The organism is Georgenia sp. Z1491 (genome assembly GCF_057652395.1).
Genome location: NZ_CM172729.1, coordinates 2590940 through 2614078 on the forward strand (window position 1 = coordinate 2590940; position 23139 = coordinate 2614078).

Here is a 23139-nt window from a genome sequence, read left to right on the forward strand (position 1 = left end):
ATGTCACTGTGGAATCAGTTCCCGCACCCGCCGAGCTGGCGATCACCCCTGTCGGTCACGACGAGCACACCTGGCTCGCCGAGACCGACGGCATGTCCAGCCGGGCTCAGATGCGCGCCGGCTCGGGGACCTACCGATCGACGATCCCCGCGCCGATCGCCGGCTGGAGGCCGTTGGTCCCCGCGGACCTGTCAGCGGACCTCGACGAGGCCACGGCGTCACTCGTCCGGCTCGACTGGCACGCCGCCAGCACCCTCGGCGAGAACCCTGGCGTGCTCGGTCCGATGAGCTCGGTGCTCCTGCGCACCGAGTCGGCCAGCTCGTCCCAGATCGAGAACATCACCGTCGGGGCGCGCCAGCTCGCACTGGCCGGCATCGGCGAGTCGCGGAGCCCGAACGCCCGGCTCGTCGCCGGGAACGTCCGCCAGATGGAGGCTGCTCTGGCGCTCGCCGACCGCCTCGACGTGGACTCCCTTCTCGCGATGCACGCCGCACTGCTGGGCAGCGAGCGGCATAACGCACACGACGACGCCGGCACGTTCCGCGACCAGCTGGTCTGGGTGGGTTCGAGCTCGATCAGCCCGCGCGGCGCGGACCACGTCGCCCCGCAGGCCGAGCTCGTCCCTGCTGCCGTGGCGGACCTCATGGCCTTCGTCGCGCGGGCCGACCTCCCGGGCCTCCTGCAGTGCGCGGTCGCGCACGCGCAGCTGGAGACGATCCACCCCTTCACCGACGGCAACGGCCGCACCGGACGTGCGCTCGTGGCAGCCATGCTGCGCGCCCTGCGCGTCACGGTCCTTACGACAGCGCCGCTCTCGGCCGGGCTGCTGACCAACACGAGCCGCTACATCGACGCACTGACGGCCTTCCGCGCGGGCGACGCCGCTCCCATCGCGCGACAGTTCGCACGGGCCGCGCGATTCGCGGCGAGTACCGGAGCTCGCCTGATCGACGACATCGCAGCCCAGCTCGACGACGCCCGCGAACGCCTCGGCGGCCTGCGCCCCCAGGCGGCCGGATGGCGGCTGCTCCCCCACCTCGTGGCCCAGCCGGTGGTCACCAGCAGATTCGTGGAGGACGCGCTCGGCGTGCCGAACGCCTCGGCGCAACGAGCGATCGCCCAGCTCGCGGCAGCCGGTGTGCTCACCGAGGAGACCGGCGGGCGTCGGAACCGGGTGTGGTCCCACCGCGGCATCCTCGACGTCCTCGACGCGTACGCAGAGTCCGCCCGTCGCGGCTGAGTCGCACCCACCGATGCGGCAGACTCCCCTGCCATGGACGACGCCGTGCCCGACACCCCTCCCGTGCCCTTCGTCGGCTCCGAGATCGGTCCACTGAGGGAAGTGATCGTGCACCGCCCGGGCGCGGAGCTCGAGCGGCTCACGCCGGCCACGATGGACGAGCTCCTGTGGGACGACCTGCTGTGGGTCTCCCGCGCCCAGGACGAGCACGATGCCTTCGTCGGCGTGCTCGAGGACGCAGGCGTGCTCGTCCACCAGCTCCCCGACCTGCTCACCCAGACCCTCGCCGTGCCCGAGGCCCGCGCCCACGTGCTCAACGCGACGTTCACCCGCGAGCACCTCGGCCCCTCGCTCGCCCCCGCGCTGCTCGCGCACGCGGACTCCCTCGACGACGCCGAGCTCGCCGGCGTGCTCGTCGCCGGACTCACGGGCCGGGAGGTCGCGGACCGGCTCGGCGGCGTCGACACGCTCCCGCTGCACGTGCGCGGGCCGGAGGCACTCATCCTCGGGCCGCTACCCAACCACCTGTTCACCCGTGACGCGTCGTGCTGGGTCTACGACGGCGTGGCCGTCAACTCCATGCGCTACGCCGCCCGCGTGCGCGAGTCCGTCCACTACGAGGCGATCTACCGCTGGCACCCGAGGTTCGCGGAGCTGCGCCTGGGCGGGACCGCCGACGAGACCGGACCCGGCCCCGGCGAGGTCAGCTCCGCCGTCGGGACCGGACGACCGGCCGGGCGCGGCTTCCACCGATGGGCGGCCGGCCCGGCGGAGGGGGCGGCGAACGTCGAGGGCGGCGACGTCCTCGTGGTCGGCGGCGGCGCCGTGGTGGTCGGGATGAGCGAACGCACGACGCCACAGGGGGTCGAGCACCTCGCGGCCCGCATGTTCGCGGCCGGGTCGGCGGACCGCGTGCTCGCGCTCGCGATGCCGAGCCAGCGCGAGCTCATGCACCTGGATACGGCGATGACGATGGTCGACGAGCGCACGTTCCTGCTCTACGGCGGGCTCGGGGACCTGCCCAGCTTCACCCTCACTCCCGACGGCGCCGGCGACGTGACGGTCACCGACCACGCCCCGGAGCGCATGCAGGCCGTGCTCGCCGAAATCGTCGGCCACGACGATCTGCGCTTCCTCACCCCGGACCTCGACGCGCGCACCGCGGCACGCGAACAGTGGGACGACGGCTGCAACGCACTCGCCCTCGCGCCCGGCGTGGCCGTCACCTACGACCGCGCGCCGGCCTCCAACGCGCACCTGCGCGCCAACGGCATCGAGGTGATCGAGGTGCCGGGCGGGGAGCTCGGCCGCGGGCGGGGTGGCCCCAGGTGCATGAGCTGCCCGGTGGTGCGAGAGGCTCGATGAGGTCCGCCGGTCCTCGACGCGGTCGTCGAGCTCCGGGGCTGCTCGCGTGACACGCCCGGCGTTCGGCAGTCCCCTCCGCGACGCCGACATTTCCACAACGCTAGGCTTGCGCAAGTCGCCGCTCACTGGCACGATCAAGCCTTATGCTGACGCTTCGTCAGCAACGTGCTGAACGTCGAACCTCCCGCGGGGCCTGAATGAGCGTCAACCTGTCCGAGCTGCTGCGGGACGCCACGCGCGCGGAGCACGAGCACGCGGAGACCCGCACCTTCGTCACCGACCTCATGGGTGGCGCTCTCGGCCGGGACGCCTACATCGTCCTCGCCCGCCAGCACCACGCGATCTACACCGCCCTCGAGGAGGCGGGCGCGCGTCTGGCCGACGACCCGGTCGCCGGCGCGTTCGTCCGCGACGAGCTCCTCCGCGAGCAGGCCGTCGCAGCCGACCTGCGCACGCTCGCGGGCGCCGACTGGGCCGACCTCGAGGTGCTCCCCGCGACTCACGACTACGTGGCGCGGCTGAACTCGATCGACGACGCCGCGACCTACCTCGCGCACGCCTACACCCGCTACCTCGGCGACCTCTCGGGCGGCCAGATCATCGCGCGGATGCTGCAGCGCCACTACGGGATGACTCCCGACGAGCTCGCCTTCTACACGTTCGCCGAGATCCCCAAGACCAAGCCCTACAAGGACGAGTGGCGCGCGGCGATGGACGCCGCCGACCTCTCCGACGCCGACCGGGAGCGCTGCGTCGCCGAGGCGAAGCTCGCCTTCGACCTCAATGCGGCCGTGTTCGTGGCGCTCGGCGAGAAGCACCGGGCTGAGGCGGCCGTGACCGCCTGAGGCGCGAGCCAACCACCGACGCGAGAGCGGGCCGGACCGTCCATCGGACGGTCCGGCCCGCTCGGCCGTTCTGCTGTGCGATGGTCGCGCCCGCTACTCCTGCGGCTCGACGAAGATCTCCTCGTAGTCCGGCTCCTCGGAGATCATCCCCTGCTCGACGGCGGCCTCGCCGAATGCGCGCACGCTGTCCTGGTCGAGGCCCGGCACGTAGGTCGCGAGGTTCGCACCGGCCACGAGCTCCGGGTCGAGGTCGAGGGTCTCGGCGATCGTGGCCCGCACCTCGTCCGGGTTGTCCGTGGCGTACTCGTTCGCCCGGTCCATCGCGCGCTGGAAGCCGGCGACGACCTCGGGGTTGGCCTCGGCGAAGGCGCCGGAGGTGATGTAGTAGCCGAGCTGGGTGTCCGGGAACGACTCCACGAAGTTCGAGCTGAGGTTGACGAACCCGTGGCTCTCGGAGATCGAGCGGTGCGGCTCGACGGACCAGATCGCGTCCACGTCACCGCGCTCGAGGGCGGCCGGCATGTCGGAGTAGTTCATCGGCGTGAACTCGAGCGTGGAGCCGTCGACCCCCTGCTCCTCGAGCGCCCGGATGATCGTCAGGTCGCCGAGGTTGTTGACCGAGTTGACGGCGATGTTGGCGCCCTCGAGGTCCGCGGCCGCCTGGATCTCGCTGTCCGGGAGGACGAAGATCCCCGACGTGTCCGCCTCGGGGTCGCTGCCCGTGCCGCAGCAGTTGGAGACGAACTGGACGTCGAGGCCCTGGTCGATCGCCTGGAGGTCGCTGACGACGTTCGCGTAGCCGATCGGGCTCTCCTGGTTGACCACCGAGGGGACGATGGCGGAGCCGGCCTCGGCGATCTGGACGGTGACGTCGAGCCCCTCCTCCTCGAAGAAGCCCTGCTCCACGCCGAGGTGCAGCGGGCCTGCGTCCATCGTCGTGATCTGCATGACCGTGAGCTCGACGAGGCCGTCCTCGTTCTCGGCGACCTCCTCTCCCCCGCCGCCGCACGCGACGAGGGTGAAGGCGGCGGAGGCCAGTGCTGCTGCGGCGGCGAGGCGCCGGGGACGTGAGGTCATGAGGGGTCCTTCTCTGGATGGGTCGTGCGTTGGTCGAACGGTGGTGGTCAGGATCGGACGGCTCAGATCGAGTAGTCCGGGTCGGGCTGCGGGGCGACGACGAGCTCGCGGATCTCGGAGAAGACCTGCGCCCTGAGCTCGGCGAACCTCGGCAGTGCCTTGGTGCGGATCTGGTCGCGCTCGGCGGGCAGGTCGATGTCGACGATCGTCCCGATCCGGCTGGGCGACTTCGTCATCACCGCCACGCGGTCGGAGAGGTAGACGGACTCGTCGACGTCGTGGGTGACGAAGACGACCGTCATCTCGGACTCGGCCCGCAGCGTGAGGACGAGGTCCTCGAGGTCGGCGCGGGTCTGGGCGTCCACGGAGGCGAAGGGCTCGTCCATGATGAGCACCTTCGGCCGGTAGGCGAGCGCCCGGGCGATGGCCACGCGCTGCTGCATGCCGCCGGAGAGCTGCCAGGGATGCTTCGTGCCCACGCCCTCCAGGCCGACCTCCGCGAGCGCCCGCTCCACCCGCTCGGCGCGCTCGGCCTTGCCGACCCCGCGTGCCTTGAGCGGCAGGCCGACGTTGGACGCGACCGTGAACCACGGGAACAGCGAGCGGGAGTAGTCCTGAAGAACGACGGCGAACTCGTCGGGCACCGAGGTGACCGCCCGCCCGTCGAACTCCACGGAGCCGGACGTCGCGGGCTGCAGGCCGGCGAGGCAGCGCAGGAGCGTGGTCTTGCCGGCGCCGGAGGGCCCGACGATGGAGAGGAACTCGCCGTCGGCCACGTCCAGGGTGATGTCGGCGAGCGCCTGGAAGGCGGTCGGGCCGTCGCCGTAGGTCTTGGTGAGCGAGTCGATGCGGAGCATGTGTGCCTTCTCGAGGGTCGGGAGGAGGTGCGGGAGGGCGGTCAGTCGGCCTGGTCGTAGTGCCAGCGCAGCGTGCGGCGCTCGAGCGCGGCGAAGACGAGGTTGAGCAGCACCCCGAGCACGCCGAGGATGACGATGGCCCCCCAGACGGCGCTGAGGTTGAACGAGCTCTGCGCGGTGGTGAGGATGTAGCCGACGCCGAGGTTGGTGCCGGTCATCTCGGACGTGACCATGAGGATGAGGCCGAGCGGGATGGCCACGCGGATGCCGGACGCCGCGCGGGGAGCCACGGCGGGCACGACGACGAAGAGCTGGCGGAACGGGCCGCGGATGTTGAAGCTCCGCGTGGTGTCGTGCAACTGGGGCGGCAGGGCTCGGCAGGCGTCGACCACGTTGAGCAGGATGGGGAAGAAGCACCCCAGCGCGATGATGAAGGTCTTCATCTCGGTGCCGAGCCCGAACAGGACCATGGCGAACGGGACGAGCGCCGTGGCCGGGATGGCGCGGACGAACTCGAACGTCGGCGAGATCGCCTTGTCCACGAGCCGCACCTGTCCCACGAGCAGCCCGACGACGATCCCGAGCACGATGGCGATCGCGAGGCCGGTGAACAGGTTGACCAGCGAGGACACGAGGTGCTCGGTGCCCTGCCCGGTCAGCCAGTAGTCGACGACGCCGGTCAGGACGTCGGGCATCGGCGGGTAGTAGATGTTCGTCGACGCCGCGGAGGTCGCCCACCAGATCGCCAGCGCCAGGACCGCGCCGAGCACCTTGAGGAGATTGAGCCTGGTCGTTCGACTCATCGGGTCTCCTTCCGCACGGACGGGTGCCAGGAGATGGCGCGGTCGCCGATCCACCGGATGGCAGCGTTGAGGGAGAGCCCGACCACGCCGATCACCACGATGTAGGCGTACATCCGCGCGAGCTCGCCGCCCGACCGGGCGAGGTTGAGCCCCTGCCCGAGGCCGGGGACGCCGATGAGGATCTCGGTGGTCACCACGATGACGAGCGCCATCGCCGAGGCGATCCGCACGCCGGTGATGAGCTGCGGGAGCATCGACGGCAGGTAGACCCAGGCGATCCTCTGCCGGCCGCTGAGCCCGAAGGCGTTCGCGGTCTCGCGCGCGACCGGGTCGACCGAGCGGACCGAGTCGATCGCGGCGACGAGCATCTGCCAGAACGCCGCGAACGAGGCGAGGAAGACCTCGCCGGTGCGGCCGCCGCCGATGAGCAGGATGACGAGCGGGATGAGCGCGATCGACGGGAGGGGCCGCAGGAACTCCACGAGCGGGGTGGTCAGCGCGCGCAGGGAGTCGGACGAGCCGAGCAGGATCCCCACGGCGGTGCCGAGCACGCCGGCGATCGCGAGCGACATCGCCCATCCGGTGACGGTGGACCCGATGTGCCCCCACAGGGCCGCGCCGCCGAGCAGGCCGGCGAGCTCGCCGCCGATCTCGGTGGGCGGCGGCAGGTAGGCGGCCGGTATCGCGCCGGTGACCGCGAGGACCTGGAGCACGGCGAGAAGGACGACGACGACGCCGAGGGGCAGGAGCAGGTCACCGGCGCGGCGGATCCGCAGCCGGCTCCGCACGCGGTCGGGAGCGAGGCTCATAGATCGGGACCCTCCGCGGGTGCCGACGTGCTCGCGCCCGCACTCGGCGCGAACCGCTCGGCCGCCGGGTCGTCCGGGCTCCCCGCGTGGTCGTTCGGCCCTGCCGCCCGCTCGAGCGCGAGCCGCTCGAGGAGGTGCCGGTCGACCTTGTTGGTGCCGGACAGCGGGAGCTCGTCGATGACGTGCACGCGCCGCGGGTGGGCGTACGGCTCGAGGTGGTCCAGGGTGTGCCGGCGCAGCTCGTCCTCGGTCACGGACGCCCCCTCGGTGAGGACGACGAACGCGACCGGCTTGGCGCCCTTGATCTCGTCCGGGACGGGCACGACGGCGGCGTGCAACACGCCCGGGTAGGCCTGAAGCACCTGCTCGACGGCGAGGGGGTACACGTTCTCCCCGCCGGAGGAGAACATGTCGTCCTCGCGGCCGGCGAAGAAGTAGTAGCCGTCGTCGTCGACCTCGAAGAGGTCCTTGGAGTGGTAGAAGCCGTCCGCGGTGAGCGGGCTCGGCACGTCGGGGCGGTCGTGGTAGCCGCTCATCAGGGCCGGGACCCGGATCTCGAGGACGCCGCGGCGCGGGTCGATCTCACCGTCGGCGCCGACGAGCCGCAGCTCGACGTCCGGGGAGGCGAGCCCGACGCTGCCCTTCGGCGTCGGGCGGGCGAGGTCCTCCACGAACGCGACGGGGCCGGACTCGGTGGTCCCGTAACCGAAGCGCACGTGGGCGCGTGGAAAGAGGGCGCCGATCTCGTCCAGGAGGTCGTCGCTGGCGGGCGCGGAGCCGACGAACGCGAAGCGCACGGAGCCCAGGTCGAGGGACTCCACGAGGTCCCGCTCGCGCAGCAGCAGCGCGAACATCGGGGGCACGCCGGTCACCCGGGTGACGCGCTCATCAGCCGTGACCTGGAGGAACGCGCGAGCGTCGAAGGCCTCCAGCAGGACCACCGTGCCGCCCGCGGCGAAGGCGCCCTGGACGTTCGCGAGCGCGTTCATGTGGTACAGCGGCGCAGCCACGAGGGCGCGGTCGCCGCCCGCGCCGCCGCCGGAGCCCATCCCGACGCCGATGACCCACAGGTGGCTCGCGTGCGAGAGGACGACGCCCTTGGGCCGCCCGGTCGAGCCGGAGGTGTAGAGGATCATGCCGGGCTCATCGACGTCGACGCTCCGCCTGGCCGCGCGGGTGACCGGCGCGGTGCGGCCTGACGGCTCTGCGCCGTCGAGGACGCCGGCGAGCGGGGCGAGGGTGACGCCGGCGGGGACGCCGGTGACGACCGCCGGGTCCTCGGCGAGCAGGAGGCGGGCGCCGGAGTTCTCCAGCACGTAGCGGATGCCGTCGGCGGGCAGGCGGTGGCTGACCGGGACGGGCACGAGACCGGCGCGCTGGGCGGCGTAGAAGGCGACGAGCCAGGCGCCCGAGTTCTTCCCCAGGATCGCGATGCGCGCGCCGGGGGCGTGGCCGTCGGCGGCGAACCGGTCGGCCTGGGCCTCGATCGCGGTCTCGAGGTCGGCGTACGTCCAGCGCGTGGCCCGGCCGCCCTGGATCTCGACCAGCGCCTCGGCGCCCGGGTGGTCGGTCGAGACGGCGGTCCCGAGGTTGTCGGACGGCAGGGTCATGCGCGGGCGTCCTGGTCGGGTGAGGCGTCCCCCCGGCGGGCCTCGGCCGCGGCGCGGGCCTGCTCGGCGGCCGAAGAGAGGAAGGAGCCGCGTCCCACGGCGAGGAGGCGCCCGTCGGCGTCGCGGACCTCGGCCTCGGCGTGGCTGACCTGCCTACCCGGACGGACGGCGCGCCCCGTCACGGTGAGGGTGCCGGGGTGGGCGGCGCGCAGGTAGGAGATGGAGAAGTCGATCGTGGGCACGCCGGTACCGATCGCGCCGACGAGCGCCCAGTCGGCGGCGAGGTCGAGCAGCGTGGCGAGGATGCCGCCGTGGACGTACCCGGCGTCGACGTCGGCGATGAACTCCTCGCGGGCCTCGACCTCGATGGTGACGCTCTCGCGCGTCACGTCGGTGACCCTCAGGCCGAGCCAGCGGTGGAACGGGCTGCGCAGGAGCTCGGCCTCGACCTCGGCGGGGCTCGGGAGCGGAAGCTGCTCGCGGGGGCTCACGCGGACTCCTGCCCGGTGACCGGTCCGGACTGCTGCGCGTCCTCGAGCCACGGGTCGACGACGACCTTCCCGACGACGCCGCGGTCGCGCACGCGGGCCAGCCCCTCGGCGGCCCGCGACAGCGGGAGGACCTCGTCGACGACGGGCTCGAGGCGGCCGGCGGCGACGTCGTCGAGGAGGGCGACGAAGTCGGGCTCGGCGAAGCCGTTGGAGCCGATGATCTGCAGCTCGAAGGTCCAGATGTAGCGCAGGTCCTCGACCGGGTCGAAGCCGGCGGTGGCGCCGCAGACGAGGATCTTCCCGCCGAGCGCGGTGCTCCTGAGCGTGGGTGCCCAGGTGTCGCCGCCGGTGAAGTTGACGACGACGTCGAAGCCCGTGGTGTTGTTGAAGCGGTTCGGCTTGCCGAGGTGCTCCTTGGTCCACGAGTAGAAGTCCTGCTCGCGGTAGTTGATGACGTCGTCGGCGCCGAGCTCGCGCATGCGCTGAGCCTTCTCCTCGGAGCCGACGGCGGCCACCACCCAGGCACCGAGCTTCTTGGCCAGGAGGACGCTGGCGGTGCCGACGCCGCCGGACGCGCCGAGGACGAGCACGCGGTCGCCGGCCTTGATGGCGTCCTTGCCGACGATCATGCGGTGGGCGGTGCCGTAGGCGACGGGCAGGGCGGCGGCCTGCGGGAAGCTCACGCCCTCGGGGATGGCGATGAGCTGGTCGGCGGCGACGAGGGCGTACTGGGCGAGGCCGCCGTCGACCATCTCGCCCATGAGCTCGCCGGTCTCGCGCAGCGGGTTGACGAGCACGCGGTCGCCGGCCGCCCAGCCGGTCACGCCCTCGCCGAGCTCGTCGATCTCGCCGACCACGTCGAGGCCCGGGACGATCGGCATCGGCACGGTGATGCCGGGCATGCCCTTGACCGTGAAGATGTCGTGGTAGTTCAGCGAGGTCGCGCGGACCTTGACGACCGCGAAGCCGGGACGGACCTCGGGGCGGGGGTGGTTCTCCTCGAGCGTCAGGCCGTCGATCTCGCCGTGCTCGTGCAGGACGACTGCCCTCATGGTGTCCGTCATGGTCCTCTTCTCGTGGGTGGTGCTGCTGGTGTGTGCGGTCGGTGGCGCGTGGGCGTGGGGCGTGCTCGCGGCGGGCCGGCTCGGCGGCGCGCGTGGCCGGGGGGCCTAGAAGGTGATCTCGCCGGCGGGGCCGCGGACGGTGAGCCGGAGCCCGGTCTCCCCCGTCGTGACCTCGAGGTCGGTGCCCAGGGCGGTCAGCACGCGCTGGTACGGCCCGGGCTCGGGGTGGCTCGCGGTGAAGGAGACGAGCTCGAGGCGAGCGGCCGTGCTGGCGGCGGGCGAGGTGGTGCTCCCCCAGTCGATGAGGAACGGCACGAGCCCGGTGGGCTCGGCCAGCGGGCTGGTCAGCTGCCACTGGAGGAGCTCGCCGGCCTCGGTGCGGCGTGCGCCGTCGTAGGGGGCGCCGGGGTCGGTGCCGGCGTCGGTCGCGCGGGTGCGTGCGGCCTCGAGGTCGCCGGGGTGGATCGCCCAGGTCGAGACTGAGGTGGTGGTGACGTCGTCGAGCCGGAACGGGCGGCCGGAGGTGACCTCGGTGTTGGCGTGGTCGATGCCGAGCAGCTCGAGGTAGGTGTCCCCGCCGAAGGAGACGAGGTAGTTCGTGGTGCCGAAGCGCGGGTGGGCGCCGCCGGGCTCGGACGCGACGCCGGTGGCGCGCTCGACGGCCTCGACTGTGGCGGCGAGATCCGGCGTCGTGACCACGATGTGGTCCAGATGACGTGGCGTCGTCACGTGCTCTCCCTTCGACGTGGCGCCCCTAGGCCGCGGCCTCTGCGGGCCGGCCGGCTGATCAGGCAACCGATGGACCGTAACGCGCGAGGTGGACCACTCCATTCCCCCTGTCCGCGTCTGCTCACACCGTGAGACGGAGGGGTGGCGGGTTGCGGTGGGGCCGAGCGAGGTCGCGATCGATGTCACCGGCGGCAGTCGCGATCAGATGTCACTGGCGGCAGCCGATAGTTGCTCCGCGGGAGGTATCGATATAACGGAGATGTTCGGGGTGGCGTGGCGCACGGGAACTGATGCGCCGCCCATCATGTGCCGCCCCTCCCGCCACAGCTGCGCGGGTGCGGGCGCCGGCGCGACGGGCGACTCAGGGACTCCAGCCGCCTGCGATGAGCGCTGAGGCCGCGATGTCGCTCGTCACCGGTCAGCTGAAGGCGATGCCGCCGTCGACGATGAGGCTCTGCCCGGTGATGAAGCCCGCGGACTCCGATGCGAGGAACATCGCGGCACCGACGAGGTCCTCGGGAACCTCGGAGCGCTTGATGGCGCGCTGGGCGACGACCTTGGGCAGGTAGCCGGGGTCGTTGACGGCCAGGGTCGCCTCCGACTCCACCAGGCCGGGGACGACGACATTGACGGTGATGCCGTCGTCGCCGAGCTCTTTGGCCAGCGAACGGGTGATGGCGTGGACGGCGCCCTTGGAGGCCACGTAGTGGGCGTTGAAGGGGACGCCGTGGACGGTGGTGGAGCCGATGTTGATGATCCGGCCGCGGCCGCTCGCGCGCAGGAGCGGGTGGAGGGCCTTGATGGTCAGCCAGGTGCCGGTGGCGTTGACCCGCAGGACCTGGTCCCACTCCTCCAGCGTGATGTCGTCGAACGACTTCTTCGAGCCGATGCCCATGTAGTAGCTGGCGTTGTTGAGCAGGACGTCGACGTGGCCGAGGTGCTTCTCGCAGTGGGCGGCGAGGTCGGCGACGGAGTCCGGGGAGCCGACGTCGGTGGGGTGGAACGTGACTTCGTGGCCCTCGGCGGTGAGGCGGGCCGCGAGCTCCGGTCCCGGCTCGCGGTGGCCGGCGATGACGACGCGCGCCCCTGCTGCCGCGAACGCCTCGACGAACGTGGCGCCGATGCCGCGCGCGCCGCCGGTGATGACGGCGGTGGTGCCGGGGGTGATGGTCGGGCTCGGGAAGGATGCGGTGTCGCGGGCCTGTGCGGGCTCGTGCGCCGGGGGTGGGGTCTGGGAGGTCACCGGAGCGAGGGTACGGGAGCCGTCGGGGCGTCCGGATTCGTCTTGCGTCCGGACGGAGGCAGTGCCGGCCTCGTGCTGCCGGCGCGAATGGTGTCCTCCCTCACCGCCTCGGTGCAGCGGACTCCCGTGCCCTGGACGACGCCGAGCTCGCCGGCGTGCTCGTCGCCGGCCTCACGGGCCGAGAAGTCGCGGACCGGCTCGGCGGCGTCGACACCATCCCGCTGCACGTGCGCGGGCCGGAGGTGTCCCGCGTCAAGTAGTTGGCAGGGATTTGATGGTTTGAAAGGTCGGGACGGTGGGGTCGGCCAGGCCGAGGTGGACTTCCTGTGGCCGGTTCCAGGCGAGGGCCTCGTGGGGTCGGATCGTGTTGTACTCGATCCGGTAGTCCTCGGCGTGCTTGGCGAGCATGACCGCGTCGTCGATCTCGTCGAGGTAGAGCCGCTCGTACTTCAGCGTCCCGAATCCGCGTTCGCGTGAGCCGTTCTGCCCCGGCGATCGGACGCGGGTGCGGACGTGTCGCAGTTCGGGGTGGGAGGCGATGAACGCCTCGAACCGGAACGAGCGGAAAGGGCCGCCGTTGTCGGTCACGATCGTGACCACCGGCAGCACCTCACCGGTCTCGGTGTCGACCCCGCAGCGCTCGACCAGCGGGTGCCCGAACAGGGTCTCGTAGTCGGCCAGGGCGAGCTCGACGGCCTCGATCGCGTCGAACTGGTTCGCCGTCGGTGACAGGTGCCAGCGATGCTCGAACTTCGACCAGTAGTCCCGGCACCCCGCGATCCGCCAGGTTCCACCGGCGGTGGTCTCGAACTCGGAGAAGTCGAGCTGCCAGACCTGGTTCGGGCCGGTCGGCTCCTCGGCGAACGCGGCCTTGCGACGCTCGGCGAGCTTGCGTCTCTCCCGCTGGTACTGGCCGGGCAGGATGAGCCCCTGGTCGCGCAGCCGGCGCAGCACGGTCGCCTCGGAGACGACGTGACCGTCGTGACGGACCATCGCCCAGATCTTGCGATGACCCCACACCGGGTGCTTCGCGGCATGCATGTCGATCAACGTGGCCGCGGCGTCCCGGGCCGGGCGCGGATGCGGCCGACGGGCTGGCTCGCCGACGCGGGCGCGTGACTGCCAACGCCGCCAGGTGCGTTCGGGGATGTCGAAGATCCTGCACCACCTCGCGGTCGACATCCCGGCCTCTTCCCGGATCACCTCGAGGTCCTCGAAGGGCCCAACCGGCCCTCCGCGCTCTTCTTCCAGACCCGGATCTCGACAGCGGCCTCACCGAGGGCCTGGGTCAGCTCGACGACCTCGGCCTCGAGCTGCTCCTCGCGGGACGTCGGCCCGTTGCGGCCGGTCGCCAGCGCGGTCTTGCCGGCCTCGAGGAACTCGGCCTTCCACCGGCCGATCGATTGCTCGCTGACCTTCTCGCGGCGCGCGGCCTCGGCGATCGTGAGCTCACCAGCGAGCACGCTCAACACGATCCGAGTCTTCTTCTCGACCGGAATCGAAGGGGGTCTTCCCATGGTTCTGATTCTCCTTCAGGACTGACTCAACAGCCCTGCCAAGAATCTTGACGCGCGACAGAGGCACTCATCCTCGGGCCGCTACCCAACCACCTGTTCACCCGCGACGCGTCGTGCTGGGTCTACGACGGCGTGGCCGTCAACTCCGTGCGCTACGCCGCCCGCGTGCGCGAGTCCGTCCACTACGAGGCGATCTACCGCTGGCACCCGAGGTTCGCGGGACTGCGCCTGGGCGGGACCGCCGACGAGACCGGACCCGGCCCCGACGAGGTGAGCCCGCGCGTCGGGGCCGGCCTGCCCTCGAGATCCGTCCTCCCCCGATCACCATTACGGCCGAGATCACCGCGATCTGCACTGCCGGCTGACGAGCGCGAGGCTCCACCGTCCTACGTCAGCCCTCGCCCCCCGAGTGCTCCTCGATCAGCTCACGAGTCCGATCGAGGACCTCCTGCGAGTCGAAGTCGGCGCCGCTGTTGGCCTCCACCCACTCGTCAGCGAGCTCGCTCATGATCTGGTCCCATTCCGCGCGGTCGACCTCGCTCAGCTCCGTGATCTGGAAACTGTGCTCAGTCTCGGTCCACTCGACCGACTGCGCCACGTTGACGTCGTCGTGGTACTCGCTGGCGAACACCGACATCTCCTCGACGAGGGTGTCGATCTCGGTCCGGACGTCCTCGGGGAGCCCCTCGTAGTGTTCCTCGTCCATGAGGGCAACAAACGTGCCGCCGATGCCGAGCGGGTAGTCGACCATGTAGTTGAGGAACTCCCCCAGACCGAGGTCCTGCAGGACGTCGCGAGAGGACAGCGATCCCTGGAGCAGGTTCGTCTGGAGGCCCTGGGCCAGCTCCGGCGCAGGCAGGCTGACAGGGGTGATCCCCAGTTCCTCGGCCATGCGGACGAACGGACCAGGCGCACGTAGTTCCAGCCCGGCGACGTCGTCCGACCCCGTCACCTCGGTCGTGGTGAGGACGTAGGCCGGTTCAGTTGTGAACGCGGTCACCACGTGAAACCCGTCGAACTCGGAGGGATCGAACTCCTCGATCAGGTCGAGGAACACGGCGCTGGCTACCTGAGAGTTCGGGATCCCCAGCGGGAGGTTCATCACGGAACTAAACGGAAAGCGGCTGGCGTCGTTGTGCGGGCTGTCGAGCCCGACGTCGACGACGCCCTCGTTGATGCCATCGTAGATATCGCCTGTTGCCAGGAGCGTGCCGCCGGCGAACGTCTCGACCGTCACCGCACCGTCGGTCCGCTCTTCGAGCAGGGACGCCCACTCGTCCATCTGGACCCCGGGGAACGAGGCCTGTGGGGCGTAGAAGGCATACCGCAGCGTGATCTGTTCGCCCGTCCCGCCCGCGTCGTCGTCTCCGTCCGAGCCGGTGCAGGCGGCGAGGAGAAGTGCGGTCGTGCTCGCGGCAGCGAGCGTAATGGTCCGCCTGCGATTTCGGGCACGGACCGTGTACTGAATCGTCATGTGTCTACCTCCTGGTACGCCGCGCCGTCGCGACGGTTGTGGGTGGGCTGGTGCTGGGAGGGGGCGGTCGTTCAGTGGTGGTCAGATCAGCGCGGTGACGTCCGGCTCCGAGCCTGTAGCGATGGTCCGCAGGGTTGCGAGTGTCTCGAGGTCGACAATCGCGACCTGGTTCCTGTCGAGCAGTGTCACGAAGGCGATCGGCTCTGATCGATGGAACGAGATGCCCGCCGGGATGGCGTCGAACTGCAGGGCGTCAACCTCTCGAAGATCGGTGTCGTAACGCGTGACAGTGCGATTCTCGATGTCGGTCGTCAGGAGCGCGCGGTCGCCAGGCACGACGTAGACCCGCAGCGGGTCTCCCTTCACGGCCACCCGCTTCTCCTCCCGCATAGTCTCGGCGTCGAGCCGGACCAGCGACTTGGCGCCGCGAACCCCCACATAGAGCTGCTTCTCGTCCCTGCTCAGGGCGCAGCTCTCCGGGAGCGGCCCCGGCGCCGCGACGAGAGGCGGCGCGGAGGCGTCGTGCGGGTCGACAGCGCTCACTGTCCCCGAGAGCAGTCCCGTGACGTAGGCCCGGGTTCCCGCGCGGTTGATCACCACCATGTGGGTCTTGATCCCGCCCGTCGCCACAGCGCCGGAGGGTGCCCCGGCCGTCGCGGGGTCGTCGATCCGCAGCAGAATCGCCTTCTCCTCGCTGAGGACATAGAGGCGGTCGTGATCGTCGATCGCGATTCCGTGAAGTCGATTGAACGGGCTCAGCTCGATGGTTCGCTCGAGCCTCCTCGCCGCTAGGTCGACGACGAACACGCGCGTCCCACCCGCTCCGGCGTCGCCCGACATCCGGACGCCGTAGTGAGCGACGTACGCGTATTTCCGGCCGGCGTCGATCACCATCTCGTGCGGGTACGCGCCGAGTTCGACGCGGCCCAGCAGCGACCCGTCGGACACGTCGTGGAACGCGATCGCGTGGCCGCTCTTCTCAACGACAGCAAGCTCCTCCGTCGTGTCTCCGATCGTCATCACGTACCACAGCCTTTCGTCGAGGCATGAACCGAGTCGTGGGCTTTACGAGGGCAACTCGACGGGATAGACCGCGTCCCGGCCGTCGAGCAGGCGCTTCACCTGGTCCACCGCGAGCAGGGCGAGCCCGTCGTAGGCCTCGTTGCTGTGCCCCGCGTTGTGCGGGGTCGCGATGACGTCGGGCCGGCGAAGCAATGGGTGGTCAGGCGGGGGCGGCTCTTCGGACCAGACGTCGACGGCCGCGCCGGCCACCTGTCCACGATCGAGAGCCTCGGCGAGCGCGATCTCGTCCACCACCCCGCCGCGCCCGACGTTGACCAGGAATGCACCGGACTTGATCACCTCGAACGCCGCCGAGTCGAGCAGCGCCCGGGTGCTGTTCGTCAGCGGTACCTGGACGCACACGACGTCGGACTCGCGCAACAGCTGCTCGAGCGGCACCACCTCGACGCCGGACAGCTCGCCCACCTGCGGGTCCGAGCCCACGAGCCGGCAGCCGAACGCGGCAAGCCGCTCGGCGACGGCACGTCCGATTCGGCCGAGCCCCACGAGACCGACGGTCCGGGTGCCGAGGAGTCCACCGACGTCGATCAGACGTTCCGCACCGGCAAGAAGGTTCGCCTCCTTGGCCTTGATGCGGTGAACGATCGACAGCGTCAGCGCCACAGCGGCCTCGGCCATCCCGACATAGTTCTCAGGCGCCGCCCCGTGGGCCACCGCGATACCGCGGTGTGCCAGGGCCTTGAGCGGCAGGTGGTCTGTGCCGATCACGGGGCTGACCACGGCGCGCAGCTCGCGCGCACGCTCCAGCTCGTCCACCGACAGCAGGCGCTCGGGTGGGACGATAAGCGCGACCGCACGCTCAAGCAGCTGATCGGCCGCCTCACCGGGCTCACCGAGCATCGCCCGCTCGAGGCCCGCCTCCTCAAGGGCGTCCTCGACGAGCGAACGTCGGAACTGGTCCTGACCGACGAGGACCAGACCTGCGGTCATCAGTCCCACCGCCCTGCGACGAGGAACTGCTCGATCGCGTCGGGCACCAGCTCGAAGCCATGGCCGACGGTGTCGGGAATGAGCGCGTGGCCGTTCTCGAACTGCAGCGGGCTGACGAGCCACTTGTCGACCCACGGGAACTGCTCGAGGTAGGCGGCATTGGGGTAGGCCGCCATGAGGTGGATGTGGATCTCGGGCAGGAAGTGGGGCGCGAGCGCGACGCCCTCGGACCGAGCCATCTCCGAGATCTGGAAGAACTCCGTCGGGCCGGCGAGCTGTCCGACGTCGGGCTGGAGGAGGTGGGCAGCGCCGCGCCGGGCGTACTCCTTGAACTCGCCGGCGCTCTGGAGGTGCTCGCCGACGGCGATCGGCACGTCGATGGCCTTGGCGAGGGCAACGTGGCCATCGACGTCCCGGGCGGGCATGGGCTCCTCGAACCAGTACACGCCGAGGTCAGCGAGACGCCGACCGAGCCAGATCGCCTCGGGCAGGACGAGGCGCTGATTGGCGTCGCACATGATGCGCAACGCGTCGCCGAACTCGGACCGCAGCGCGGAGACGCGGCTGAGGTCCTTCTCCGGGTCCATCCCCACGCGGAGCTTGACCGCCGTCAGTCCCATCTCCATCTGCTTGTGGACATTCTCGATGACCTTCTCCATCGGGAGTGTCGGTGCGAACTGCCCGCTCGAGTAGGCGGGGACAGAGGCGCGCACCTTGCCGACGTGGTCGGCCAGCGAAATGCCACGTTCGACAGCGGCCAGGTCCCACAGGGCCATGTCGACCGCGCCGATCGCGATCGACGCGAGGCCACGCCGGACACGGTCGATCCTGAGCATGCTCGTGTTCCAGATGTCCGCGACGTCGTGGCTGCTCCGGCCGATCACGGCCGGAAGGAGCACCATGTCGATGATGCTGCGGATGGCCTCGCTGCCGTCCCACTCCACGGTGAAGCCGAAACCGCGTCCGATGTGACCGTCGGCGGTCTCGAGGGTGACACCAGCGACATTGCAGTTGTTCTCGTCACCGACGACGTGGTCACCGGGAAGGGGGATGCGCAGGATCCAGCTTCGGGCGGCAACGATCTCAACCATGAACTCTCCTTAGATACCTAGTGACATGCTCGATCGATGACTCATTCGGCGAGGACGCCCTCCAGGAGCTCGACCTGCTCGCCGAGGTAGCTCTCGAACTCATCGCCCGTGAGGAACTCCGGCTGGAGCAGCGACGACTCGATGTAGGAGTCGTAGGCCTCGGACTCCGTGTACGCCTCGACCATGTCCTCCCAGTAGGCGCGCTGCTCCTCGGTGATGCCGGCCGGGGCGAGGACGCCGCGCAGCTGGCTCACCGAGACGTCGTACCCCTGCTCCACCGCCGTGGGGATGTCGCCCAGCGCGCTGTCCTCCGGGTACCGCTCGTCGGCGAACACCGCCACCGCAACGAGGTCCCCGCTCTCCAGCTGGCCGGCAACCTCGTTGGGATTGACGACCGCCATCTCGATGTTTCCCGCCAGGATCGCGGTCACGATCTCGGCTCCCGACTGGAAGACGACGCGGTCGAACTCGGAGCCCGTCTCACCGATGAGCACGTCCAGGGTCACGGAGTCCGGCCCGTCCTGCCCTGCAACACCAGCGCGGACCTCGCTCGAGTCGTCGATCACCCCTTCGAGGGAGTCCCACCCCGAGTCTGCTCGAACCACCGCGATCGAGACATCCGTCCCGACCATGGCGATCGGCGTGAAACTCTCCCAGGTGTAGCTGACGTCCGTGGTGATAGGCAGGGACAACGTCGAGATCGTGGCGGTCAGGAGGAAGTGAGGATCGCCCTCCTGCTGCTGCACGTAGGACGAACCTGTCGCGCTCGATCCACCGGGTCTGTTCTCCACCACGACGGTGACGTCGTCGTCGGTCTGCGAGAAGGAGTCGGCCATCGACCGAGCGAAGATGTCCTGACCGCCGCCGGCATTGGCCGGCACGATGAAACTGACGTCCTGCTCAGGTGACCACTCCCCGTCCGAGGTCTCACCGCTATCGGCGTCTCCCCCGGAGCAGGCTGCCAGCACCAGCGCAAGGGCGCCGATCGAGGCCGGCATGGTGATTCCCCGCAAGTTCCGTGTCATTACAGTCTTCCTCGCCAATCGTGTGAATGTCTTCGTCGTCAGAGATATGTGTTCTGCGGTCGTTCAACGTGATCTCGGTGGTCCTCAGCGCACGGGCCCTACCTGCTCACGAGCTTGTCTGCGGACCTGGTGCGCCGGGACCGGATCCCGCGCACCACGGGCGGCAGGACGAGGGCGAGCGCAGTGAGAGCGAGGAACACGAGCGCGAGCGGACGGTCCGCGAAGATGGCGTAGGAGCCCCCACCCATCTGCACCGACTGTGCGAGCCCCTGCTCAAGCATCGGTCCAAGGATCAGGCCGAGGATCAACGGCAGTAGGGGGTAGTCGTACTTCTGAAGGAAGTAGCCGACAATGCCGAACGCCACGGCGACCCACACGCCGGTCATGGAGTTCTCGACTGCATACGCGCCGATGATGCAGACCGCCAGGATTACGGGATACAGGCGCTTGTAAGGCACCGTGAGAACCGAGGCGAACAGCGGTGCGAGCGGCAGGTTCAGAATGAGCAGGATCGCGTTACCGATGAGGAACGAGGCGAGCACGCCCCACACGAGGACAGGCTGCTGCTCGATGAGAAGTGGTCCGGGCTGGATTCCATGAAGCGTGAGCGCGCCGAGCAGGACTGCCGTCGTCGCCGAGCCGGGGATCCCGAGCGATAGCGTGGGGATGAACGATCCGTTGGCGCCGGCGTTGTTCGCCGCTTCCGGACCGGCCACACCCTGGATGGCTCCCTTCCCGAAGCCCTTCCCCTTCGCGACGGTTCGCTCGACGCCGTAGCTCGCGAACGACGCGAGGGTCGAGCCGGCGCCGGGTACAACTCCCATGACGGTGCCGATGCCGGATCCTCGCACGATGGGGGCCGTGCTGACCTTGAGGTCGTTCTTGGACAGCATCATCTCGCCCCAGCTCGGGCGAGCGACCTGCGGGGAGTGGCGGGCGGACACGTTACGGAGAATCTCCGCGATCGCGAACACCCCGATCACGACCTCGATGAACCCCAGGCCGCCAAGCAGCTCGATGCGGCCGAACGTGAATCGTTCTGTCCCCAGCACGGGGTCGATGCCCACGGTCGCGACGACCAGACCCAGACCGAGGCAGAGCAGACCCTTGGTTCGCCCTCCAGCGGTGAACCCGACGGTGGCGACCAACGCCAGCAGGATGACTGCCACCATCTCGGGGGGGCCGAACTGCAGTGCGACGTTGGCGAGCAACGGTGAGACGAACATGACCACGACAAGGCTCAGCACGCCGGCGACGAACGAGGCGATGGCCGCGATCGCCAGGGCCTGGCCGGCTCGTCCGCGTCGGGCCATCTGGTGTCCCTCGAGAACCGTGACGGCCGTGGCGGCCTCGCCCGGTGCTCCGATCAGGACCGATGAGATCGTCCCGCCGTACTGGGCGCCGTAATAGATCCCGGCCAGCATGATGATCGCTGTCACCGGCTCGAGGCCGAAGGTCAGCGGAAGGAGCAGACCGACTCCCGAAGCGGAGCCGAGGCCGGGGAGCATACCAATGACGGTGCCGAGCGTAACGCCGATGAGGCAGTAGAGAAGGTTCGTCGCTGTGAATGCAGTCTCGAAGCCAAGAAGAATCTCAGTCATCGCCGATCACCACAAGGTCCCGGTGGGGACCGGTACCGCCAGCAGCTCCTGGAACAGGAACCACACGGCGCCACCGACGATCACCGCGAACAACGCGCTGTAGACGATCTTCCACCGTTCGATGAGGAGCGATACGAACAGCACGTAGGCGCCTACGGCCGGAGCCAACCCGATCAGCGGAATCGCTGCGGCCAGTGCGACCAGTCCTGCCACATTGATCCAGCGCTTCCACACCGCATCCGCTTCCGGGGCCTCGTCCGTCATCGGAAGCGTCTCTGCGATCTCCCGCCGACCGTCGTCCCGAGGAGCCATCGGCTGATCAACGGCGGAGTCACTCGATTCTGTCGTCGTAGCTCGCATCCGCTTGGCGACCGCGCCGAGCAGGAGCGCAGCAGCAAGCACCACCATGGTCGAGCCGACGACAGCGGGCAACATTCCAGCGCCGAGCGATCCGTTCTCGGTCGACAGGCCGAGCTCGAAGCCCCGGCGCGCGACCAGGACCCCGAGCAGCACGAACACTCCGCGGACGATCAGGTCGCCCAGCGGTACCGCCGCCTCAAGCTCCTCAACATCGTGTTCGTCACGCTCCGTGTGTGCTTCTGTCGAAGAGTCGGGCGGTGAATGAGCCATACGTGTATCTCCGTCGCGTAGTGGTCTAAGCGTCATTGCTACAGCTCGCTTTACGGCGTGAGACCCGACATTAGGGACTCTGGTCACGACCAGTAAGTACCCGTCCGGGTACAATGACGGCTTTGAAATCACCGCGACGACGGGACTGCTCCATGGGCATTTCTGTGTTCTCGCGCGACGCTTGATCGACGCACTTTTTACGGTCGGTACTCGGTTGATATGACCGTGATCGTTCGCGATCGGGCGGCCAGTGCGCACATCGCCGTGATGCACAGCGCGGGGCCGGAGACTCGACTAGTGGTCAGCTTCGACCCACGCGAGCATGGCTCAGCCTCCCGGCGGGCACTCCTGGCCGAGGTCGTGTCGCTCTGGATGAAAACGTCGATCACGCTCGTCTCGCGTGCGCGCTGCAGCACGCTGGCCGCCCAGCAGAGCAAGCCGCATTCGGGAGCGTGGCATCCCAGCTGTACGACGACGAGACGTGAAACACCAGCCGCCGCCCTACTCACTCCGGGCCCGCAGCACCGTCGCCGCGACTCCCAGCACGGCGGCGATCCCGAGCCCGATCGCGAACAACGTCACGAAGTCTCCCCGGTCCGCGAAGACCGCTCCGAGCGCCGTTCCGGCCGCGCTGCCGATGAACAGCGACGAGGCGAAGAGGCTGACGCTCGTCGCACGGGCGTCGGGCGCGACCTCGGTGGCCCACTTCTGCAGCGTGGAGTGCATGAACGCCCACGCTCCGGCCAGGAGGACACACGCGATGAGCACGCCGGCGGTGCCGGGGTCGATGACGAGCCCCACGAAGGCGCCGGCACCAGAAGCGCCCCCGACAGCGACGAGCTGCGCCTGCGTCATGCGGTCCGCGACGGCCTTGACGACGCGGGTGGCCAGGATGACGGCCACGCCGTAGGCCGCGGTGACGGCCCCGGAAAACGTGGTGCTCATCCCCTGGTTCTGCAGGACCGTCGGCAGGAAGTTGAGCACGCTGAGCAGCACCACACCCTCGACGAACGCCAGCGCGAACACGACGAGCGCCCATCGGTTACCGAGGACGCGCGTGAGCGCCGCCCGTACCGAGAGCCGCTCGCCCTGCGCCGCGACCTCCGGCAGACGGGACATCAGCACGACCACCAGCAGCACGACAGCGGCGGGGACCCCGAAGGCCAGCCGCCAGCTCGCGAGATCGGCCAGGAGAGCACCGACGAGCGTGGCGGCTGCCATACCGGTCGCCGTCATCATCATGACGTCCGTCAACGGGCCGTGACGCTGGGCGACAGGCACCGTGTCGCCGACGTAGATGAGCGCGCCGGGGACGATCGCCGCGAAGGCCCCACCGGCGACGAACCTGGCCAGCAGCAGCGTCGCCACGTCCGGCGCAGCCGCGGTGGCGATGCCCGCGACCGCCGCGAGGAGCAGCGCGAGACGCATGGTGCGCACGCGCCCGAGCCGATCCGAGACCATGCCCCACACGATCTGCATGACCCCGTAGCCCACGAGATAGACCGACGCGATGATGCCGGCATCCGCCAGCGAGATCCCGAGATCGTCCGCGATCGCCAGCAGCAACGGCGCGATGACGAGGCGGTCGAACGAGCTGCAGAAGACCGCCAGGTGCAGGAGACCCAGCGACGGAGCCTTGCTCATGGTGAGCTCG

The 23139-nt window shown here is 69.9% G+C and carries 24 protein-coding genes; 5 read left to right on the forward strand and 19 right to left on the reverse strand.

The window, feature by feature from the left end; all coding sequences use genetic code 11:
• Positions 1 to 8: 8 nt before the first annotated feature.
• The 3 genes from AC24HA_RS11940 (at position 9) to AC24HA_RS11950 (ending at position 3451) form a co-directional block, all read left to right on the forward strand.
• Positions 9 to 1241, forward strand: coding sequence for a Fic family protein (locus AC24HA_RS11940; RefSeq protein WP_425710193.1), 1233 nt, complete (start codon positions 9 to 11; stop codon positions 1239 to 1241).
• A 33-nt stretch (positions 1242 to 1274) separates the two neighbouring features.
• Complete coding sequence (locus AC24HA_RS11945; protein ID WP_425710194.1) at positions 1275 to 2606, forward strand: arginine deiminase; 1332 nt, start codon at positions 1275 to 1277, stop codon at positions 2604 to 2606.
• A 197-nt stretch (positions 2607 to 2803) separates the two neighbouring features.
• Complete coding sequence (locus AC24HA_RS11950) at positions 2804 to 3451, forward strand: biliverdin-producing heme oxygenase (protein ID WP_425710195.1); 648 nt, start codon at positions 2804 to 2806, stop codon at positions 3449 to 3451.
• 93 nt (positions 3452 to 3544) lie between these two features.
• Here the strand turns inward: AC24HA_RS11950 and AC24HA_RS11955 are convergent, their stop codons facing one another.
• The 11 genes from AC24HA_RS11955 to AC24HA_RS12005 all read right to left on the reverse strand — a co-directional run bounded on the left by AC24HA_RS11955 (position 3545) and on the right by AC24HA_RS12005 (position 13651).
• Positions 3545 to 4528: an ABC transporter substrate-binding protein gene (locus AC24HA_RS11955; RefSeq protein WP_425710196.1), complete on the reverse strand. Its 984-nt coding sequence runs from the start codon at positions 4526 to 4528 to the stop codon at positions 3545 to 3547.
• Between the two features lie 62 nt (positions 4529 to 4590).
• On the reverse strand, positions 4591 to 5385 hold the full coding sequence (locus AC24HA_RS11960; protein ID WP_425710197.1) for an ABC transporter ATP-binding protein: 795 nt from the start codon (positions 5383 to 5385) through the stop codon (positions 4591 to 4593).
• Between the two features lie 41 nt (positions 5386 to 5426).
• The gene (locus tag AC24HA_RS11965; RefSeq protein WP_425710198.1) at positions 5427 to 6188 is read right to left on the reverse strand and encodes an ABC transporter permease; all 762 of its coding nucleotides are present in this window, start codon (positions 6186 to 6188) and stop codon (positions 5427 to 5429) included.
• Positions 6185 to 6997 carry an ABC transporter permease gene (locus tag AC24HA_RS11970; RefSeq protein ID WP_425710199.1) on the reverse strand — a complete coding sequence of 271 codons (813 nt, stop codon included), beginning with the start codon at positions 6995 to 6997 and terminating at the stop codon, positions 6185 to 6187. Before AC24HA_RS11970 ends, AC24HA_RS11965 begins: the two co-directional genes overlap by 4 nt.
• Entirely contained in the window at positions 6994 to 8607 is a 1614-nt protein-coding gene (locus AC24HA_RS11975) for a class I adenylate-forming enzyme family protein (protein ID WP_425710200.1), read from the reverse strand. The genes AC24HA_RS11970 and AC24HA_RS11975 overlap by 4 nt, the downstream gene beginning before the upstream one ends.
• A complete protein-coding gene (locus tag AC24HA_RS11980) occupies positions 8604 to 9098 on the reverse strand; it encodes a PaaI family thioesterase (protein WP_425710201.1) in 495 nt (164 codons plus the stop codon). Before AC24HA_RS11980 ends, AC24HA_RS11975 begins: the two co-directional genes overlap by 4 nt.
• On the reverse strand, positions 9095 to 10162 hold the full coding sequence (locus AC24HA_RS11985) for a zinc-binding dehydrogenase (protein ID WP_425710202.1): 1068 nt from the start codon (positions 10160 to 10162) through the stop codon (positions 9095 to 9097). Before AC24HA_RS11985 ends, AC24HA_RS11980 begins: the two co-directional genes overlap by 4 nt.
• Positions 10163 to 10267: 105 nt before the next feature.
• Positions 10268 to 10891, reverse strand: a complete 624-nt coding sequence (locus AC24HA_RS11990) for a VOC family protein (protein ID WP_425710203.1) — start codon at positions 10889 to 10891, stop codon at positions 10268 to 10270.
• Between the two features lie 418 nt (positions 10892 to 11309).
• Positions 11310 to 12134: an SDR family NAD(P)-dependent oxidoreductase gene (locus tag AC24HA_RS11995; RefSeq protein WP_425710204.1), complete on the reverse strand. Its 825-nt coding sequence runs from the start codon at positions 12132 to 12134 to the stop codon at positions 11310 to 11312.
• 252 nt (positions 12135 to 12386) lie between these two features.
• Positions 12387 to 13175, reverse strand: coding sequence for a transposase (locus tag AC24HA_RS12000; protein WP_487563511.1), 789 nt, complete (start codon positions 13173 to 13175; stop codon positions 12387 to 12389).
• A 158-nt stretch (positions 13176 to 13333) separates the two neighbouring features.
• Positions 13334 to 13651 (reverse strand): transposase, encoded by a 318-nt coding sequence (locus tag AC24HA_RS12005; protein ID WP_143914768.1) that lies wholly within the window; start codon positions 13649 to 13651, stop codon positions 13334 to 13336.
• A gap of 93 nt (positions 13652 to 13744) precedes the next feature.
• Here AC24HA_RS12005 and AC24HA_RS12010 point away from each other — a divergent pair, with 93 nt between their 5' ends.
• Positions 13745 to 14161 carry an arginine deiminase family protein gene (locus AC24HA_RS12010; RefSeq protein ID WP_487563633.1) on the forward strand — a complete coding sequence of 139 codons (417 nt, stop codon included), beginning with the start codon at positions 13745 to 13747 and terminating at the stop codon, positions 14159 to 14161.
• Here the strand turns inward: AC24HA_RS12010 and dctP are convergent.
• Positions 14043 to 15125, reverse strand: coding sequence for a TRAP transporter substrate-binding protein DctP (gene dctP, locus AC24HA_RS12015; protein WP_425710274.1), 1083 nt, complete (start codon positions 15123 to 15125; stop codon positions 14043 to 14045). The genes AC24HA_RS12010 and dctP overlap by 119 nt on opposite strands.
• An 81-nt stretch (positions 15126 to 15206) precedes the next feature.
• On the reverse strand, positions 15207 to 15728 hold the full coding sequence (locus tag AC24HA_RS12020; protein ID WP_425710273.1) for a YncE family protein: 522 nt from the start codon (positions 15726 to 15728) through the stop codon (positions 15207 to 15209).
• A gap of 249 nt (positions 15729 to 15977) precedes the next feature.
• On the opposite strand from AC24HA_RS12020, the gene AC24HA_RS12025 reads away from it, so the two are divergent.
• The gene (locus AC24HA_RS12025) at positions 15978 to 16175 is read left to right on the forward strand and encodes a hypothetical protein (RefSeq protein ID WP_425710272.1); all 198 of its coding nucleotides are present in this window, start codon (positions 15978 to 15980) and stop codon (positions 16173 to 16175) included.
• Positions 16176 to 16190: 15 nt separating this feature from the next.
• Here the strand turns inward: AC24HA_RS12025 and AC24HA_RS12030 are convergent, their stop codons facing one another.
• The 6 genes from AC24HA_RS12030 to AC24HA_RS12055 all read right to left on the reverse strand — a co-directional run bounded on the left by AC24HA_RS12030 (position 16191) and on the right by AC24HA_RS12055 (position 23129).
• Positions 16191 to 17048, reverse strand: a complete 858-nt coding sequence (locus tag AC24HA_RS12030; RefSeq protein ID WP_425710271.1) for an NAD(P)-dependent oxidoreductase — start codon at positions 17046 to 17048, stop codon at positions 16191 to 16193.
• Between the two features lie 89 nt (positions 17049 to 17137).
• The gene (locus tag AC24HA_RS12035) at positions 17138 to 18229 is read right to left on the reverse strand and encodes a mandelate racemase/muconate lactonizing enzyme family protein (RefSeq protein WP_425710270.1); all 1092 of its coding nucleotides are present in this window, start codon (positions 18227 to 18229) and stop codon (positions 17138 to 17140) included.
• A gap of 41 nt (positions 18230 to 18270) precedes the next feature.
• Entirely contained in the window at positions 18271 to 19227 is a 957-nt protein-coding gene (locus tag AC24HA_RS12040; RefSeq protein WP_487563512.1) for a Bug family tripartite tricarboxylate transporter substrate binding protein, read from the reverse strand.
• 125 nt (positions 19228 to 19352) lie between these two features.
• Complete coding sequence (locus AC24HA_RS12045; protein WP_425710268.1) at positions 19353 to 20855, reverse strand: tripartite tricarboxylate transporter permease; 1503 nt, start codon at positions 20853 to 20855, stop codon at positions 19353 to 19355.
• 6 nt (positions 20856 to 20861) lie between these two features.
• Positions 20862 to 21485, reverse strand: coding sequence for a tripartite tricarboxylate transporter TctB family protein (locus AC24HA_RS12050; RefSeq protein ID WP_425710267.1), 624 nt, complete (start codon positions 21483 to 21485; stop codon positions 20862 to 20864).
• Positions 21486 to 21986: 501 nt separating this feature from the next.
• Positions 21987 to 23129, reverse strand: a complete 1143-nt coding sequence (locus AC24HA_RS12055) for an MFS transporter (protein ID WP_425708613.1) — start codon at positions 23127 to 23129, stop codon at positions 21987 to 21989.
• Positions 23130 to 23139 lie beyond the last annotated feature (10 nt).

Bases quoted from the DNA above. Each gene is read 5' to 3' on its own strand.
- AC24HA_RS12005 (WP_143914768.1), bottom strand. From the start codon at position 13,651: ATGGGAAGACCCCCTTCGATTCCGGTCGAGAAGAAGACTCGGATCGTG.
- AC24HA_RS12045 (WP_425710268.1), bottom strand. From the start codon at position 20,855: ATGACTGAGATTCTTCTTGGCTTCGAGACTGCATTCACAGCGACGAAC.
- AC24HA_RS11985 (WP_425710202.1), bottom strand. From the start codon at position 10,162: ATGACGGACACCATGAGGGCAGTCGTCCTGCACGAGCACGGCGAGATC.
- AC24HA_RS11945 (WP_425710194.1), top strand. From the start codon at position 1,275: ATGGACGACGCCGTGCCCGACACCCCTCCCGTGCCCTTCGTCGGCTCC.
- AC24HA_RS12055 (WP_425708613.1), bottom strand. From the start codon at position 23,129: ATGAGCAAGGCTCCGTCGCTGGGTCTCCTGCACCTGGCGGTCTTCTGC.
- AC24HA_RS12035 (WP_425710270.1), bottom strand. From the start codon at position 18,229: ATGGTTGAGATCGTTGCCGCCCGAAGCTGGATCCTGCGCATCCCCCTT.
- AC24HA_RS12050 (WP_425710267.1), bottom strand. From the start codon at position 21,485: ATGGCTCATTCACCGCCCGACTCTTCGACAGAAGCACACACGGAGCGT.
- AC24HA_RS11950 (WP_425710195.1), top strand. From the start codon at position 2,804: ATGAGCGTCAACCTGTCCGAGCTGCTGCGGGACGCCACGCGCGCGGAG.
- AC24HA_RS12030 (WP_425710271.1), bottom strand. From the start codon at position 17,048: ATGCTCGGTGAGCCCGGTGAGGCGGCCGATCAGCTGCTTGAGCGTGCG.
- AC24HA_RS11975 (WP_425710200.1), bottom strand. From the start codon at position 8,607: ATGACCCTGCCGTCCGACAACCTCGGGACCGCCGTCTCGACCGACCAC.
- AC24HA_RS11965 (WP_425710198.1), bottom strand. From the start codon at position 6,188: ATGAGTCGAACGACCAGGCTCAATCTCCTCAAGGTGCTCGGCGCGGTC.
- dctP (WP_425710274.1), bottom strand. From the start codon at position 15,125: ATGACGATTCAGTACACGGTCCGTGCCCGAAATCGCAGGCGGACCATT.
- AC24HA_RS12000 (WP_487563511.1), bottom strand. From the start codon at position 13,175: ATGCATGCCGCGAAGCACCCGGTGTGGGGTCATCGCAAGATCTGGGCG.
- AC24HA_RS11970 (WP_425710199.1), bottom strand. From the start codon at position 6,997: ATGAGCCTCGCTCCCGACCGCGTGCGGAGCCGGCTGCGGATCCGCCGC.
- AC24HA_RS11955 (WP_425710196.1), bottom strand. From the start codon at position 4,528: ATGACCTCACGTCCCCGGCGCCTCGCCGCCGCAGCAGCACTGGCCTCC.
- AC24HA_RS12020 (WP_425710273.1), bottom strand. From the start codon at position 15,728: ATGGTGGTGATCAACCGCGCGGGAACCCGGGCCTACGTCACGGGACTG.
- AC24HA_RS12040 (WP_487563512.1), bottom strand. From the start codon at position 19,227: ATGCCGGCCTCGATCGGCGCCCTTGCGCTGGTGCTGGCAGCCTGCTCC.
- AC24HA_RS11960 (WP_425710197.1), bottom strand. From the start codon at position 5,385: ATGCTCCGCATCGACTCGCTCACCAAGACCTACGGCGACGGCCCGACC.